This window comes from Arsukibacterium perlucidum DSM 18276 (assembly GCF_000382165.1).
Lineage (GTDB): Bacteria > Pseudomonadota > Gammaproteobacteria > Enterobacterales > Alteromonadaceae > Alishewanella > Alishewanella perlucidum.
Genome location: NZ_KB907741.1, coordinates 1 through 15,692 on the forward strand (window position 1 = coordinate 1; position 15,692 = coordinate 15,692).

Sequence of the window (15,692 nt, forward strand, 5' to 3'; positions counted from 1 at the left end):
TGCCCAATCGCGATGGACGAAGGTTTACGCTTCGCAATCCGTGAAGGCGGCCGTACTGTAGGTGCTGGTGTAGTATCTAAAATCATCGCTTAATTAAGTGTAGATAAAAAAAGGCTCCGTCAGGGGCCTTTTTTATTTTAGTCCTTTAAATATGCTGCAATACGATACGGTAAGCTTGTTTTAGCACGCTAAGACAGTATAATGAGCGGCTATTTAATGGCTGGGTAACAATACAGCTATTTAAAAGATTGAAGGGGCATAGTTCCAATTGGTAGAACAGCGGTCTCCAAAACCGATGGTTGGGGGTTCGAATCCCTCTGCCCCTGCCAAATTTAAGGTAGCAGCTGATAGTGGCTATGCCTGATAGTTTATAACGACTGGCATGATACACGCCAAATTGAAGTGAGTTAGAGCATGAGCGTTGCGAGCGAAAACCCCAAAAGCGGGCTTGATCTGGTTAAATGGTTATTAGTTTTTGTTATCCTGTCATTAGCAGTTGTCGGTAACTACATTTTTGAACTGGGTGCGTTAGAGCGTGCTATAGCAATTGTTGTGCTAGTGATTATTGCTGGCGTAGTTGCCGGTCAAACCAACAAAGGTCGTACTTTTATAAATTTCGCTAAAGAGTCTCGTTCTGAAATCCGTAAGGTTGTTTGGCCTACCCGCCAGGAAACAATGCAAACTACGCTGGTAGTAATAATAGCCACTATTATTATGGGCTTATTATTATGGGGCCTGGATGCTATTTTATTACGGGTTGTTTCTTTCTTTACCGGATTGGGGATCTAAAGCATGGCTGCAAAAATGCGTTGGTATGTTGTACAAGCGTTTTCAGGATTTGAGCAGCGGGTTGCCACATCGCTGCGTGAATATATCAAACTTAACGAGATGGAAGACAAGTTCGGTGAAGTATTAGTACCTACCGAAGAAGTAATTGAAATGCGTGCAGGCCAGAAGCGTAAGTCTGAGCGCAAGTTCTTCCCTGGTTATGTATTGGTGCAAATGGAAATGTGTGAAGAAGCCTGGCACTTAGTGAAGAGTGTGCCACGGGTTCTCGGCTTTATTGGCGGCACCTCAGACCGTCCAGCACCAATTTCTGAAAAAGAAGCAATGACCATCCTCAATCGTCTGCAGGACAATGCGGATAAACCGAAACCGAAAACTCTGTTTGAAGCGGGTGAAGTGGTTCGGGTTACCGAAGGTCCATTTGCTGACTTTAACGGCGTAGTTGAAGAAGTCGATTACGAAAAAAGCCGCGTAAAAGTTTCGGTATTAATTTTCGGCCGTGCTACCCCGGTAGAACTGGAATTTGGACAGGTTGAGAAAGCCTGATTTATTAGTTGTAACGGGGCGCTGATTAAAATATAATCTGCGCCCTTTTTATCGTCAGGGGAGCCGTTTGAGTAAGTGTCCTCGCATTTACAAGGCTACGACCCTATAACAGAGGTGAAACATGGCAAAGAAAGTCACAGCACTTATTAAGCTGCAGGTTAAAGCCGGTATGGCAAACCCATCGCCGCCAGTTGGTCCGGCATTGGGTCAGCACGGCGTGAATATCATGGAATTCTGTAAAGGCTTTAACGCCCGTACTGAAAGCCTTGATAAAGGTATGCCGATCCCAGTAGTAATTACTGTATACAGCGATCGTTCTTTCACATTCGAAACCCGTACCCCTCCAGCGTCTTTCCTGCTGTTAAAAGCAGCGGCACTGAAGAGCGGTTCAGGTCGTCCGAATACCCAGAAAGTTGGCAAGGTTACAGCTGCGCAGATTGATGAGATCGTTAAGATCAAACAACCTGATTTAACAGCTGCAGATCATGCTGCTGCGGTGCGTACCATTGAAGGTACTGCTCGTTCAATGGGCTTAGTGGTGGAGGGCTAATCGATGGCTAAATTAACAAAACGCGCTAAGTTAATCCGCTCTAAAGTAGATGTAACTCGCGAATATGACATCAACGAAGCTGTTGCTTTGTTAAAAGAATTAACTGCCGGCAAGTTCGTTGAGAGCGTTGACGTTGCAATTAACCTGGGTATCGACGCTCGTAAGTCAGACCAGAACGTGCGTGGTGCTACGGTACTGCCACATGGTACTGGCCGTACCGTACGTGTAGCGGTATTTACTCAGGGTGCTAACGCTGAAGCAGCTAAAGCTGCCGGCGCTGACATCGTAGGTATGGAAGACTTAGCTGAGCAGGTTAAGAAAGGCGTAATGGACTTTGACGTTGTTATCGCTTCTCCGGATGCGATGCGCGTGGTCGGTATGTTAGGTCAGATCTTAGGCCCACGTGGTTTAATGCCTAACCCTAAAACAGGTACTGTTACTCCTAACGTTGCTGACGCTGTTAAGAATGCTAAAGCGGGTCAGATCCGTTACCGCAATGATAAGAATGGTATTATCCATTCAACCATCGGTAAAATCGACTTCGATGCTGACAAGTTAAAAGAAAACTTAGAATCATTGCTGATTGCATTAAAGCGCGCCAAACCTTCAGTAGCGAAAGGTATTTTCATTAAGAAAGTCACCATTTCATCTACTCACGGTGCTGGCATGACTTTAAACCAGGCCTCTCTGAGCGCAGTGGTTTAAGGCTTGGCTTTACAGCTGGGCGGTATTGTTCTATAATCCCGCCCTCAAAAAATTCGGGTAGAAGTGCTGTTGTTGGTTGTTAAATTTCAACACGGCGCTTCCGTCCAAGACCGTAGGTGCAATAAAGCGTAAGCCGCATTGCTTAAAATAACAACCTACGCAGACGGTGCAGGCCCCAGAACGAATTAAATTCAATTAAATTCAATCTGGTCTCACCGTAAATCGCGCGCCTTCGGGTAACCAGAGGCGATGTGTAGGCAACCGGATTAACTTATCCGGATGAACCAGGAGTTAAGAGCCAATGGCTATAAAGCTTGATGACAAAAAAGCAATTGTTGCTGAAGTCCAGGAAGCTGCCAAAGGTGCTTTATCTGCGGTAGTCGCAGACGCTCGTGGTGTCACTGTAGGCAACATCACTGCCTTGCGTAAGCAGGCTCGTGATGCTGGTGTTTGGATGAAAGTAGTCCGTAACACCTTAGTTCGCCGCGCAGTAGATGGCACCGAATTCGAGTGTTTGAAAGATGCATTCGTAGGCCCGACACTGATTGCGTTCTCTAAGGAGCACCCAGGTGCTGCAGCGCGGATCTTTAAAGATTTCGCTAAAGACAACAAACAGTTCGAGTTGAAAAGTGCCGCTTTTAATGGCGAAACAGTAAGCATTGATGTTTTAGCATCGTTACCAACATACAACGAAGCTATTGCACGCTTAATGAGCACTATGAAAGAGGCAGCAGCCGGCAAACTTGTACGTACAATTGCCGCGGTTCGCGACCAAAAACAGGATCAAGCCGCGTAATTATACGTGTTGTTTGGTGAGTGGAATTTAATTCGGGACTCGTCCCCTAATTTAGGAATCTGAGCAATGTCAGTGACTAAAGATCAAATCTTAGATGCTATCGCAGCAATGTCTGTAATGGATGTAGTTGAGTTAGTAACTGCAATGGAAGAAAAGTTCGGCGTTTCTGCCGCTGCCGCTGTAGCTGTTGCTGCTGGCCCGGCTGCTGCCGCTGAAGAACAAACAGAATTCAACGTAATTCTGGCCGCTGTTGGTCCAAATAAAGTATCTGTTATTAAAGCAGTACGTGGCGCTACCGGTTTAGGCCTGAAAGAAGCGAAAGACTTGGTTGAGTCAGCTCCTGCTGCAATCAAAGAAGGCGTTTCTAAAGATGAAGCAGCTGCTCTTAAGAAAGATCTTGAAGAAGCTGGTGCATCTGTTGAAGTTAAATAATCCGGTAAAAACCGGGTTAACTGCCTGAAATTCGGGCTGGGCTGGTGATGAATTAATCACCGGCCTTTTTGCGCTGTGGGACAATGATTTCCCCACCCCTGCTGTTACCATGTCTGGTAGCAATAAATTACCGGTAATTCGGTAGTTGGGAAAAAAATCAGCAAGCTGAGGAACCCCATGACTTACTCTTATTCTGAGAAGAAACGTATCCGTAAGGACTTCGGCAAACGTCCGGAAGTACTGGATGTGCCATACCTGCTATCGATTCAAATTGAATCTTTCAGCAAATTTATCGAGCCAGATCCGGAAGGTGAATACGGTTTAGAAGCCGCATTCCGCTCTGTATTTCCAATCAAAAGCTATTCAGGCAGCGCGGAATTGCAGTATGTCAGCTACCGCATTGGGGAACCTGTTTTTGATGTAAAAGAATGTCAAATCCGCGGTGTGACTTACTCGGCACCATTACGTGTAAAACTGCGGATGGTGTTATTTGATAAAGAAGCACCAGGCACGATTAAAGATATCCGTGAACAAGAAGTTTACATGGGTGAAATCCCGCTAATGACCGAAAACGGTACCTTTGTAATTAATGGTACTGAGCGGGTTATCGTTTCTCAGCTGCATCGCAGTCCAGGTGTGTTCTTTGATCACGACCGTGGTAAAACGCACTCCTCTGGCAAAGTATTATATAACGCCCGCGTTATTCCTTACCGTGGTTCATGGTTAGACTTTGAATTTGATGCCAAAGATAATCTGTTTGTCCGGATCGACCGTCGCCGTAAATTACCGGCAACTATTTTATTGCGGGCACTGGAATTCAGCACAGAAGAAATTCTGGCGACCTTCTTCGAAAACACTAAGTTTGAGGTGAAAGAAGGTAAGTTGTTGATGGAAGTGGTTGCCAACCGTTTACGCGGTGAAACAGCCGGTTTTGATATTAAAGATAACGATGGCGAAGTGATTGTTGAGCAAGGCCGTCGGATCACTGCCCGTCATGTGCGTCAGCTGGAAAAAACCGGCCTGACCATGATGGAAGTACCTCATGAATATGTAGTTGGCCGGGTACTGGCTAAAAACTACGTTGACACCAGCAGTGGTGAAATTGTTGCCGAAGCTAATGCTGAATTAACTCTGGATATATTAGCTAAGCTGACAAAAGCTGGTTATGAAAGTTTTGAAACGTTGTACATCAACGATTTAGACCAAGGTTCTTATGTTTCAGAAACTATCCGGATTGATCCAAGTAACAACCGGATTGAAGCACTGGTAGAAATTTACCGAATGATGCGCCCTGGTGAACCACCAACGCGTGAAGCTGCTGAAACCCTGTTTGAAAATTTATTTTTCTCTGAAGATCGCTACGACCTGTCAACAGTTGGCCGGATGAAGTTTAACCGTCGGGTTAACTTTGAAGAAAACATTGGCGCCGGTGTACTGAGTAAAGAAGACATTCTGGCAGTAATGAAGGTGTTAATCGACATTCGTAATGGTAATGGCGAAGTTGATGATATAGACCACTTAGGTAACCGTCGCATTCGTTCTGTTGGCGAAATGGCCGAGAATCAGTTCCGGGTCGGTTTAGTCCGGGTAGAGCGTGCTGTTAAAGAACGTCTGTCACTGGGCGACTTAGATGCCGTTATGCCGCAGGATCTAATTAACGCTAAGCCAATTTCGGCTGCTGTTAAAGAGTTCTTCGGTTCCAGTCAGCTGTCACAGTTTATGGACCAGAATAACCCGCTGTCAGAAGTGACACATAAGCGTCGTATTTCTGCATTAGGCCCGGGCGGTTTAACGCGTGAGCGCGCCGGTTTCGAAGTACGTGACGTACATCCAACCCACTATGGCCGGGTATGTCCGATTGAAACGCCGGAAGGTCCGAATATCGGTCTGATTAACTCGTTGTCAATGTTTGCCCAGACTAACGAGTATGGTTTCCTGGAAACCCCATATCGCCGAATTGAAAACGGTATTGTAACTGATGAAGTAGATTTCCTATCGGCGATTGAAGAAGGTAACTTTGTCATTGCCCAGGCTAACGCTGAGCTGAATGACGAAAATCGTCTTTCAGAAGAGCTGGTACCTTGCCGTTATAAAAACGAATTTACCCTGATGCCATCCTCAGAAGTTCAGTACATGGATGTTGCACCACAGCAAATTGTATCGGTTGCTGCGGCGCTAATTCCATTCCTGGAGCATGATGATGCTAACCGGGCCCTGATGGGTTCGAACATGCAACGTCAGGCAGTTCCTACTTTACGCGCTGATAAGCCGCTGGTAGGTACCGGTATTGAGCGGGTAGTAGCAAAAGATTCAGGCGTAACGGTAGTAGCAAAGCGCGGTGGTACAGTTGATTATGTCGACGCAAGCCGAATTGTTATTAAGGTTCACGAAGAAGAAATGATTGCCGGTGAAGCCGGTATCGATATCTACAACCTGACTAAATACACCCGTTCTAACCAGAACACCTGTATTAATCAGCGCCCCTGCGTTAACCATGGCGAGCCTATTGAACGTGGTGACGTATTAGCCGACGGCCCGTCTACCGACTTAGGTGAACTGGCGTTAGGTCAGAACCTGCGCGTAGCATTTATGCCGTGGAATGGTTACAACTTCGAAGATTCGATTTTGTTATCTGAGCGTCTGGTACAGGAAGATCGTTTAACTACTATTCACATTCAGGAATTAAGCTGTATCGCACGTGATACCAAGCTTGGGCCTGAAGAAATTACCGGTGATATCCCGAACGTCGGTGAGTCTGCACTAAGCAAACTAGACGAAGCGGGTATTGTGTATATTGGTGCTGAAGTGAAAGGTGGCGACATTCTGGTAGGTAAGGTGACACCTAAAGGTGAAAGCCAGTTAACGCCGGAAGAAAAACTATTACGCGCTATCTTCGGTGAAAAGGCGTCTGATGTTAAAGACACCTCACTGCGGGTACCAAACTCTGTAACGGGTACCGTTATTGACGTGCAGGTATTTACCCGTGATGGCGTTGAGAAAGACAAGCGCGCTCGCGAAATCGAGGAAATGGAAGTCAAACAGGCTAAGAAAGACCTGAATGAAGAATTCCGGATCCTGGAAGCCGGTATTTATGACCGGGCTCGTAACCTGCTGGAGCAAAGCGGTTTAGACCGCGCCAAGCTGGATACGTTAAAAGGAGATGCCTTGTTTAATCAGAGCTTAAGTGATGAAGACAAGCAAAACGACTTAGAGCAGTTAGCGGCCCAGTACGAAGAAATTCGGGTTGAGTACGATAAGAAGTTCGAATTAAAACGTCGTAAAATTACCCAGGGTGACGATTTAGCCCCTGGCGTACTGAAAATTGTTAAAGTGTATCTGGCTGTGAAACGCCGGATCCAGCCAGGTGATAAAATGGCGGGTCGTCACGGTAACAAAGGTGTTATTTCAACTATCGTACCTGTTGAAGATATGCCATACGACGAAAAAGGTCAGCCGGTTGATATCGTGTTGAACCCGTTAGGTGTTCCGTCACGGATGAACATTGGTCAGATTCTGGAGACCCACCTGGGCTTAGCAGCTCGCGGTATTGGTGACAAAATCGACGGCATGATTAAAGACCAGAAAGAGATCGCAGAAATCCGCGACTTCCTGGTTAAAGTATATGCCTTAGGTGAATCACGGCAGAACGTTGATGTTGCCAGCTTCACTGATGACGAAGTACGTCGCCTGGCGCAGAACCTGCGCAAAGGCTTGCCAGTGGCAACACCGGTATTTGATGGTGCTAAAGAATCAGAAATCAAAGAGTTATTAACACTTGGCGATTTACCGACCAGCGGTCAGATCACCTTATATGATGGTCGTACCGGCAATACCTTTGAACGTAAGGTTACGGTTGGCTACATGTATATGCTGAAACTGAACCACTTAGTTGATGACAAAATGCACGCGCGTTCTACCGGTTCTTACAGTCTGGTTACTCAGCAGCCGCTGGGTGGTAAGGCACAGTTCGGTGGTCAGCGTTTCGGTGAGATGGAAGTGTGGGCGTTAGAAGCTTATGGTGCGGCTTATACTCTGCAGGAAATGCTTACTGTTAAGTCTGATGACGTCAATGGTCGTACTAAGATGTATAAAAACATCGTTGACGGCGACCACAGAATGGAGCCTGGCATGCCAGAATCTTTCAACGTACTGATGAAAGAAATCCGTTCGCTCGGTATCAATATCGAATTGGAAGAGGAATAAACCGACAGTTAGTTGGCGGGGCAGTGCGCTGCCCCATTCCGGTTTACCTCTTACAGGAGAGCAAAGGTGAAAGACTTATTAAAGTTTCTGAAACAACAAACTAAAACTGAAGAGTTTGATGTTATTCGTATCGGTTTATCCTCACCGGATATGATCCGTTCATGGTCATTTGGTGAAGTGAAAAAGCCAGAAACGATCAACTACCGTACCTTTAAACCAGAGCGTGACGGTTTATTCTGTGCCCGGATTTTTGGCCCGGTAAAAGATTACGAGTGTTTGTGCGGTAAGTACAAGCGCTTAAAGCACCGCGGTGTTATTTGTGAAAAGTGTGGCGTTGAAGTTACCTTAACCAAAGTACGTCGTGAGCGGATGGGCCATATTGAGCTGGCCAGCCCGGTAGCGCATATCTGGTTCTTAAAATCGCTGCCAAGCCGGATTGGTTTATTACTTGATATGACCCTGCGTGATATCGAGCGCGTGCTGTATTTCGAAAGCTACGTGGTAACAGAGCCAGGCATGACCTCGTTAGAGCGTCGCCAGATGTTAACCGAAGAGGAATATCTGGACGTACTGGAAGAGCATGGCGACGAATTCGAAGCCAAGATGGGTGCAGAGGCCGTGCTGGACATCCTGCGTGGTATTGACTTAGCCGTTGAAATTAAGCAGATGCGTGAAGAGCTGCCTACTATCAACTCTGAAACCAAGCGTAAAAAGATTAGCAAGCGTTTAAAACTGATGGAGTCATTTTTCACTTCAGGCAACAAGCCTGAGTGGATGATCATGACCGTGCTGCCAGTATTGCCACCGGATTTACGTCCTCTGGTACCACTGGACGGTGGCCGTTTTGCTACCTCAGATTTAAACGACTTATACCGTCGTGTTATTAATCGTAACAACCGCTTAAAGCGGCTGTTAGATTTATCTGCGCCTGATATCATCGTCCGCAACGAAAAGCGGATGTTACAGGAAGCGGTTGATGCCTTATTAGATAACGGCCGTCGCGGCCGCGCTATTACTGGTTCAAACAAGCGCCCACTGAAATCTCTGGCTGATATGATCAAAGGTAAGCAGGGTCGTTTCCGGCAGAACTTGTTAGGTAAGCGCGTTGATTACTCAGGCCGTTCGGTTATTACCGTAGGTCCTACTTTACGTCTACATCAATGCGGTTTACCGAAAAAAATGGCTTTGGAATTATTCAAGCCTTTCATTTACGGTAAGTTAGAAGCCCGCGGTTTAGCTACTACCATCAAAGCTGCTAAAAAGATGGTTGAGCGCGAAGAAGGCGCAGTATGGGACGTGCTGGATGAAGTTATCCGGGAACATCCGGTATTACTGAACCGGGCACCAACCCTGCATCGTTTAGGTATTCAGGCATTTGAACCGGTACTGATTGAAGGTAAAGCAATTCAGCTGCACCCGTTAGTGTGTGCCGCTTATAACGCCGACTTCGATGGTGACCAAATGGCGGTACACGTGCCGTTAACCATTGAAGCGCAGTTAGAAGCCCGTGCGCTGATGATGTCGACCAACAACGTGTTATCGCCGGCCAACGGTGAGCCTATCATCGTTCCTTCACAGGACGTGGTATTAGGCTTGTATTACATGACGCGTGAGGCGATTAACGTAAAAGGCGAAGGCATGATGTTCAAGAGTGCGAAAGAAGCTGAAAAAGCCTTCCGCGCAGACTGTGCCAGCCTGCATGCCAAAGTTAAAGTTCGGATCACAGAAGTAGAAATTGCTGAAGATGGCAGCCGTACTGAAACAGTAGCCGTGCGCGACACCACCGTTGGCCGTGCCATTTTGTTCTCTATTCTGCCTGAAGGCCTGGCGTTTGATTCAATAAATCAGCCAATGGGTAAGAAGCAAATTTCACGCTTGTTAAACGGTGCTTATCGACGTATCGGCCTGAAGCAAACGGTTATTCTTGCAGACCAAATCATGTATACCGGTTTCCATTACGCTATGTTATCCGGCGTGTCAGTTGGTATTGATGACATGGTAATCCCGGCTGCAAAAACCGAGATTATCGAAGCGGCGGAAACAGAAGTAGCCGAAATTCAGGACCAGTTCCAGCAGGGTCTGGTAACAGCCGGTGAAAAATACAACAAAGTTATCGATATCTGGTCAACAGCTAACGAAACCTTGTCAAAAGCTATGATGGACAACCTGTCGAAAGAGTCGGTGGTTGACCGTGATGGTAATACTGTAGAGCAGCAATCATTTAACTCAGTTTATATGATGGCAGACTCAGGCGCCCGGGGTTCACCAGCCCAAATCCGGCAGTTATCGGCGATGCGTGGTCTGATGGCTAAGCCAGATGGCTCTATCATCGAAACGCCGATTACCGCTAACTTCCGCGAAGGCTTAAGCGTATTACAGTACTTTATCTCTACCCACGGCGCCCGTAAGGGTCTGGCCGATACCGCACTGAAAACGGCAAACTCAGGTTACCTGACCCGTCGTCTGGTCGATGTTGCCCAGGATTTAGTGGTTACAGAAAGCGATTGTGGTTCAGATCAGGGCATCATCATGAAGCCATTGATCGAAGGTGGTGACGTGGTTGAAGGCCTGCGTGAGCGGGTACTGGGCCGGGTTGTTATTGGTGACGTTGTATCGCCCACTACCGGCGAAGTATTAGTTGCTGACGGAACAATGCTGGACGAGCAACTTTGTGATTTAATTGAACAAAATTCAATTGATGAAGTACACGTACGTTCAGTAATCACCTGTCAGACCGACTTTGGTGTGTGTGCCAAATGTTATGGCCGTGACTTAGCACGTGGCCACCTGATTAACGCGGGTGAGGCGGTAGGTGTTATTGCTGCCCAGTCAATCGGTGAGCCAGGTACCCAGTTAACGATGCGTACTTTCCACATCGGTGGTGCCGCATCTCGGGCCTCAGCAGAAAACAGTGTCCAGGTGAAAAACGCAGGTACTTTAAAACTGCATAACGCCAAGTTTGTACGCAACGCCGATAACAAAATTGTTATTACCTCACGCTCTGCTGAAGTCACAGTATTCGACGAGTTAGGTCGTGAGAAAGAGCGTTATAAGCTGCCATATGGTTCTATTATGGCTACAGATGACAATGCCAAAGTGGTTTCTGGTCAAATCGTAGCGAACTGGGATCCGCATTCACACCCAATTATCGTTGAGCGTGGTGCCAAGGTTAGCTTCAGTGATGTTGATGATACCAATACTGAGGTACAACAGGATGAGCTGACCGGTTTAACCCGGACAGTAGTAAAAGATTTGGCTAAAGCTAACGCGAAAGAGCCAAAACTTATCCTGGCGACCGATGATGGTGGATTGCAGGAAATTCGCCTGCCAAGCTTCACCACTATCGAAGTAGCTGATGGCGAAAACGTGCTGACCGGTGGTGTGTTAGCACGTATTCCACAGGAAAGTTCGAAAACCCGTGATATTACCGGTGGTCTGCCACGAGTGGCGGATTTATTTGAAGCACGTAAGCCAAAAGATCCTGCTATTCTGGCGGAAATTTCTGGTGTTATCAGCTTCGGTAAAGAAACCAAAGGTAAACGTCGTCTGGTGATTACTCCGGAGCAGGGCGATGCCCATGAAGAGATGATCCCGAAATGGCGTCAGGTTAATGTGTTCGAAGGTGAGCGCATTGAAAAAGGCGAAGTTATCTCGGAAGGTCCGGAATCTGCGCACGATATTCTGCGTTTACGTGGTATTCACCATGTAGCCAGCTACATCGTTAACGAAGTTCAGGATGTTTATCGCTTACAAGGCGTAAAAATTAACGACAAGCACATCGAAACCATTATTCGTCAGATGCTGCGTAAGTGTTTAATCACCAGCCCAGGTGACAGTGAGTTCCTGGAAGGTGAAATGGCAGAAGTGGCCCGCGTCAATATCGCAAACCGTGATTTGGAAGCGGCCGGCAAAATGCCTGCGCAGTATGAGCGTTCATTACTGGGTATTACTAAAGCGTCACTGTCGACAGATTCATTTATCTCGGCAGCGTCGTTCCAGGAAACAACCCGTGTTCTGACTGAAGCCGCTGTTGGTGGTAAGTTTGACGAACTGCGTGGTTTGAAAGAAAACGTTATTGTTGGCCGCTTGATCCCGGCAGGTACTGGTTTTGCTTATCATCAAAACCGTGCCCGCATGCGTCAGCGTGGCGGCAATACCGACGTTGTTGAACCGTCAAGAAGTGCAGAGACTGCCGAACAGGCACTAACCGATGCACTTAATATGAATTTGTCGGGCAACGACGAGTAAAAGAGGAGCAGGCAGTTTGCCGGTGGATAAAAAGCCAGCAAACTGCATTGTAACTTGACAGGTCAAAGCTTGACCATTAGAATTCCGCGACCCTAATTTTGGGGTGCGGAATTTTCACGTTTATTGGGTATTTATTAACCAGGAGTATTTAATGGCAACAATCAACCAGCTAGTGCGTAAGCCGCGCAGCCAGAAGGTAGCCAAGAGCACCGTTCCGGCGCTTGAAGCTTGCCCGCAGAAGCGTGGTGTTTGTACCCGTGTATACACCACTACACCTAAGAAGCCAAACTCAGCATTACGTAAAGTATGCCGTGTTCGTTTAACCAACGGATTCGAAGTTTCTTCTTACATTGGTGGTGAAGGCCATAACTTGCAAGAGCACAGTGTTGTGCTTATTCGCGGTGGCCGGGTAAAAGACCTTCCAGGTGTGCGTTACCACACCGTACGTGGCACGTTAGACTGTGCAGGCGTAAAAGACCGTAAACAAGCCCGTTCTAAGTACGGTGCGAAGCGGCCTAAGAAATAACGGTACTCCGTTAGTAAGGCCAAACTAAACAACTTTTTTTCTTCAATGTATTAAAAGTTTTGGAATCACCTGAAGCAATCGGAGTTACGAATGCCAAGAAGACGCGTCATAGGTCAACGTAAAATCCTTCCAGATCCTAAGTTCGGAAGTGAATTACTTGCCAAGTTTGTTAATGTCGTTATGGTCGACGGAAAAAAATCCACAGCCGAATCAATTGTATACGGCGCCTTAGAAATTGCAGCTACCAAATCGAAGAAAGAGCATATTGATCTTTTCGAAGTTGCTTTAGATAACATTCGTCCAACTGTCGAAGTTAAATCACGTCGGGTAGGTGGTTCAACCTATCAGGTACCATGTGAAGTTCGTCAGGTACGTCGGAATGCTCTGGCTATGCGTTGGTTAGTAGAAGCTGCCCGTAAACGTGGTGAAAAATCAATGGCTCAGCGTTTAGCTGGTGAAATGCTGGATGCCATCGAAAACAAAGGTTCTGCGGTTAAGAAGCGTGAAGACGTGCACCGTATGGCCGAAGCGAACAAAGCATTCGCTCACTTCCGCTGGTAAGCAGATTTAAATGATGAGGACACTATTGTGGCACGTACAACCCCAATAGAACGCTACCGCAACATTGGTATCTGCGCGCATGTAGACGCGGGTAAAACCACGACTACTGAGCGTGTACTTTTTTACACCGGACGTTCACACAAGATCGGTGAAGTACATGATGGCGCAGCGACCATGGACTGGATGGAGCAGGAGCAGGAGCGGGGCATTACTATTACCTCGGCTGCGACTACTACTTTCTGGGCCGGTATGCAGGCACAGTTTGACCAGCATCGGATAAATATTATCGATACACCGGGTCACGTTGACTTCACTATTGAAGTTGAACGTTCGCTGCGGGTGTTGGATGGTGCTGTCGTGGTGCTATGTGGCTCGTCTGGGGTACAACCGCAGACAGAGACCGTATGGCGTCAGGCAAACAAGTACGAAGTTCCTCGGATGATTTTTGTCAACAAGATGGACCGGACCGGCGCTGACTTCCTGCGGGTAGTCAAGCAGGCCCGGACCCGTCTGAACAGTACTATTGTTCCTATTCAGTTGCCTATCGGTGCTGAAGACGACTTTAGTGGTGTGGTTGACCTGATCAAAATGAAAGCAATTAACTGGAACATGGAAGACCAGGGTATGACCTTCAATTATGAAGAGATCCCGTCTGACATGTTGGCAGAGTGCAAAGAGTGGCGTCAGAACCTGATTGAAGCTGCGGCGGAAGCCAGTGAAGATCTGATGGAACGCTACCTTGAAGGCGACGAGTTTTCTGAAGAAGAGATCAAAGCGGCCCTTCGTGCACTGACCTTACGTAATGAAGTGGTATTGGTACTATGTGGCTCCGCCTTTAAAAACAAAGGTGTGCAAGCCATGTTGGATGCGGTTGTTGAATACCTGCCCTCACCGACTGAGGTAAAGGCGATTACAGGTATTCTGGAAGATGAGTCGGAAGGGGAGCGTCATTCAAGTGATGATGAACCCTTCGCCGCACTGGCTTTTAAAATCGCAACCGACCCATTTGTTGGTACGCTGACTTTCTTCCGGGTGTACTCTGGGGTAGTAGAAGCAGGTTCTGCTATTTACAACTCAGTAAAACAGAAGAAAGAGCGGATTGGCCGGATGGTGCAAATGCATGCCAATACCCGTGAAGAAATTAAAGAAGTTCGTGCCGGCGATATCGCCGCCGCAATCGGCTTAAAAGATACCACTACAGGTGACACCTTATGTGATCAGGATAATATGATTATTCTGGAACGTATGGAGTTCCCTGAGCCGGTTATCTCGGTAGCCGTTGAACCAAAAACCAAGGCTGATCAGGAAAAAATGGGTGTCGCGCTGGGTAAACTGGCGGCAGAAGATCCTTCTTTCCGGGTGCATACTGACGAAGAAACCGGCCAAACCATTATTTCTGGTATGGGCGAATTACACTTAGACATTATCGTTGACCGGATGCGTCGCGAGTTCAAGGTTGAAGCAAACGTGGGTAAACCACAGGTGTCATATCGTGAAACGCTGCGTCAGGCTACCGAAGTTGAAGGTAAGTTTGTGCGTCAGTCTGGTGGTCGAGGTCAGTTTGGTCACTGTTGGCTGAAGATCGAACCGCAGGAAGAAGGTGCAGGTTACGAGTTCGTCAACGCGGTAGTGGGTGGTGTTATTCCGAAGGAATACATTCCTGCCATCGACAAAGGTATACAAGAACAGATGAAAAACGGCGTATTAGCGGGTTATCCTGTAATCGACGTTAAAGTAACTGTTTTTGATGGTTCATACCATGATGTAGACTCTAATGAGATGGCATTTAAAGTTGCTGCTTCAATGGGCTTTAAGAAAGGTGCGCTGCAAGCGAAACCAGTAGTACTTGAGCCTATTATGAAAGTTGAAGTGGTAACGCCTGAAGAGTTTATGGGTGATATTGTTGGTGACTTAAACCGTCGTCGCGGTATTATTCACGGTATGGACGATGCCCCTGGTGGTATCAAAATCGTTGACGCAAATGTTCCGTTATCAGAAATGTTTGGTTATGCAACCAACATGCGTTCACTGAGTCAGGGCCGCGCCTCATACTCAATGGAGCCTCTGAATTATCAGGAAGCACCAAACAACGTAACTGAAGCGATTATCGCTGCACGTAAGTCTAACTAATCAATTAGTATGGCCCGGTGTAAGTCGGGCTGCAATTTAATATAGAAGGGTCTACAAATGGCTAAGGCTAAATTTGAACGCGTAAAACCGCACGTAAACGTAGGTACTATCGGTCACGTTGACCACGGTAAAACTACTCTGACAGCTGCTATCACTAACGTATTAGCTAAGACATACGGCGGTCAGGCATTTGCTTTCGATCAAATCGA

Annotated in this window: 13 protein-coding genes and 1 tRNA gene; all 14 read left to right on the forward strand. The window is 47.0% G+C overall.

Annotated features, from left to right (window positions below; genetic code table 11):
* A partial coding sequence (locus tag H141_RS21310) for an EF-Tu C-terminal domain-related protein (protein ID WP_019677778.1) occupies positions 1-93 on the forward strand: 93 nt, incomplete at its 5' end.
* Positions 94-252: 159 nt separating this feature from the next.
* A tRNA-Trp gene (locus tag H141_RS0118520) sits at positions 253-329 on the forward strand.
* An 85-nt stretch (positions 330-414) separates the two neighbouring features.
* Entirely contained in the window at positions 415-789 is a 375-nt protein-coding gene (gene secE / locus H141_RS0118525) for a preprotein translocase subunit SecE (RefSeq protein WP_019677779.1), read from the forward strand.
* A gap of 15 nt (positions 790-804) precedes the next feature.
* Complete coding sequence (gene nusG, locus H141_RS0118530; protein WP_026349551.1) at positions 805-1,332, forward strand: transcription termination/antitermination protein NusG; 528 nt, start codon at positions 805-807, stop codon at positions 1,330-1,332.
* 121 nt (positions 1,333-1,453) lie between these two features.
* On the forward strand, positions 1,454-1,882 hold the full coding sequence (gene rplK, locus H141_RS0118535; RefSeq protein WP_019677781.1) for a 50S ribosomal protein L11: 429 nt from the start codon (positions 1,454-1,456) through the stop codon (positions 1,880-1,882).
* 3 nt (positions 1,883-1,885) lie between these two features.
* The gene (rplA, locus tag H141_RS0118540) at positions 1,886-2,587 is read left to right on the forward strand and encodes a 50S ribosomal protein L1 (protein ID WP_019677782.1); all 702 of its coding nucleotides are present in this window, start codon (positions 1,886-1,888) and stop codon (positions 2,585-2,587) included.
* 301 nt (positions 2,588-2,888) lie between these two features.
* A complete protein-coding gene (gene rplJ, locus H141_RS0118545; protein ID WP_019677783.1) occupies positions 2,889-3,383 on the forward strand; it encodes a 50S ribosomal protein L10 in 495 nt (164 codons plus the stop codon).
* Positions 3,384-3,449: 66 nt separating this feature from the next.
* The gene (gene rplL / locus H141_RS0118550) at positions 3,450-3,815 is read left to right on the forward strand and encodes a 50S ribosomal protein L7/L12 (protein WP_019677784.1); all 366 of its coding nucleotides are present in this window, start codon (positions 3,450-3,452) and stop codon (positions 3,813-3,815) included.
* Between the two features lie 177 nt (positions 3,816-3,992).
* Positions 3,993-8,018: a DNA-directed RNA polymerase subunit beta gene (gene rpoB, locus H141_RS0118555; protein ID WP_019677785.1), complete on the forward strand. Its 4,026-nt coding sequence runs from the start codon at positions 3,993-3,995 to the stop codon at positions 8,016-8,018.
* A gap of 66 nt (positions 8,019-8,084) precedes the next feature.
* A complete protein-coding gene (rpoC, locus tag H141_RS0118560) occupies positions 8,085-12,266 on the forward strand; it encodes a DNA-directed RNA polymerase subunit beta' (RefSeq protein WP_019677786.1) in 4,182 nt (1,393 codons plus the stop codon).
* Between the two features lie 151 nt (positions 12,267-12,417).
* The gene (gene rpsL, locus H141_RS0118565; RefSeq protein WP_019677787.1) at positions 12,418-12,792 is read left to right on the forward strand and encodes a 30S ribosomal protein S12; all 375 of its coding nucleotides are present in this window, start codon (positions 12,418-12,420) and stop codon (positions 12,790-12,792) included.
* A gap of 90 nt (positions 12,793-12,882) precedes the next feature.
* Positions 12,883-13,353 (forward strand): 30S ribosomal protein S7, encoded by a 471-nt coding sequence (gene rpsG, locus H141_RS0118570; RefSeq protein ID WP_019677788.1) that lies wholly within the window; start codon positions 12,883-12,885, stop codon positions 13,351-13,353.
* A gap of 27 nt (positions 13,354-13,380) precedes the next feature.
* The gene (gene fusA / locus H141_RS0118575) at positions 13,381-15,483 is read left to right on the forward strand and encodes an elongation factor G (RefSeq protein WP_026349552.1); all 2,103 of its coding nucleotides are present in this window, start codon (positions 13,381-13,383) and stop codon (positions 15,481-15,483) included.
* A 57-nt stretch (positions 15,484-15,540) separates the two neighbouring features.
* Positions 15,541-15,692: GTP-binding protein (locus H141_RS21315; protein WP_019677790.1), on the forward strand; the 152-nt coding region annotated here is incomplete at its 3' end.

Bases quoted from the DNA above. Each gene is read 5' to 3' on its own strand.
- rpsG (WP_019677788.1), top strand. From the start codon at position 12,883: ATGCCAAGAAGACGCGTCATAGGTCAACGTAAAATCCTTCCAGATCCT.
- rpsL (WP_019677787.1), top strand. From the start codon at position 12,418: ATGGCAACAATCAACCAGCTAGTGCGTAAGCCGCGCAGCCAGAAGGTA.
- rpoB (WP_019677785.1), top strand. From the start codon at position 3,993: ATGACTTACTCTTATTCTGAGAAGAAACGTATCCGTAAGGACTTCGGC.
- rplL (WP_019677784.1), top strand. From the start codon at position 3,450: ATGTCAGTGACTAAAGATCAAATCTTAGATGCTATCGCAGCAATGTCT.
- rplJ (WP_019677783.1), top strand. From the start codon at position 2,889: ATGGCTATAAAGCTTGATGACAAAAAAGCAATTGTTGCTGAAGTCCAG.
- nusG (WP_026349551.1), top strand. From the start codon at position 805: ATGCGTTGGTATGTTGTACAAGCGTTTTCAGGATTTGAGCAGCGGGTT.
- rplK (WP_019677781.1), top strand. From the start codon at position 1,454: ATGGCAAAGAAAGTCACAGCACTTATTAAGCTGCAGGTTAAAGCCGGT.
- secE (WP_019677779.1), top strand. From the start codon at position 415: ATGAGCGTTGCGAGCGAAAACCCCAAAAGCGGGCTTGATCTGGTTAAA.
- rplA (WP_019677782.1), top strand. From the start codon at position 1,886: ATGGCTAAATTAACAAAACGCGCTAAGTTAATCCGCTCTAAAGTAGAT.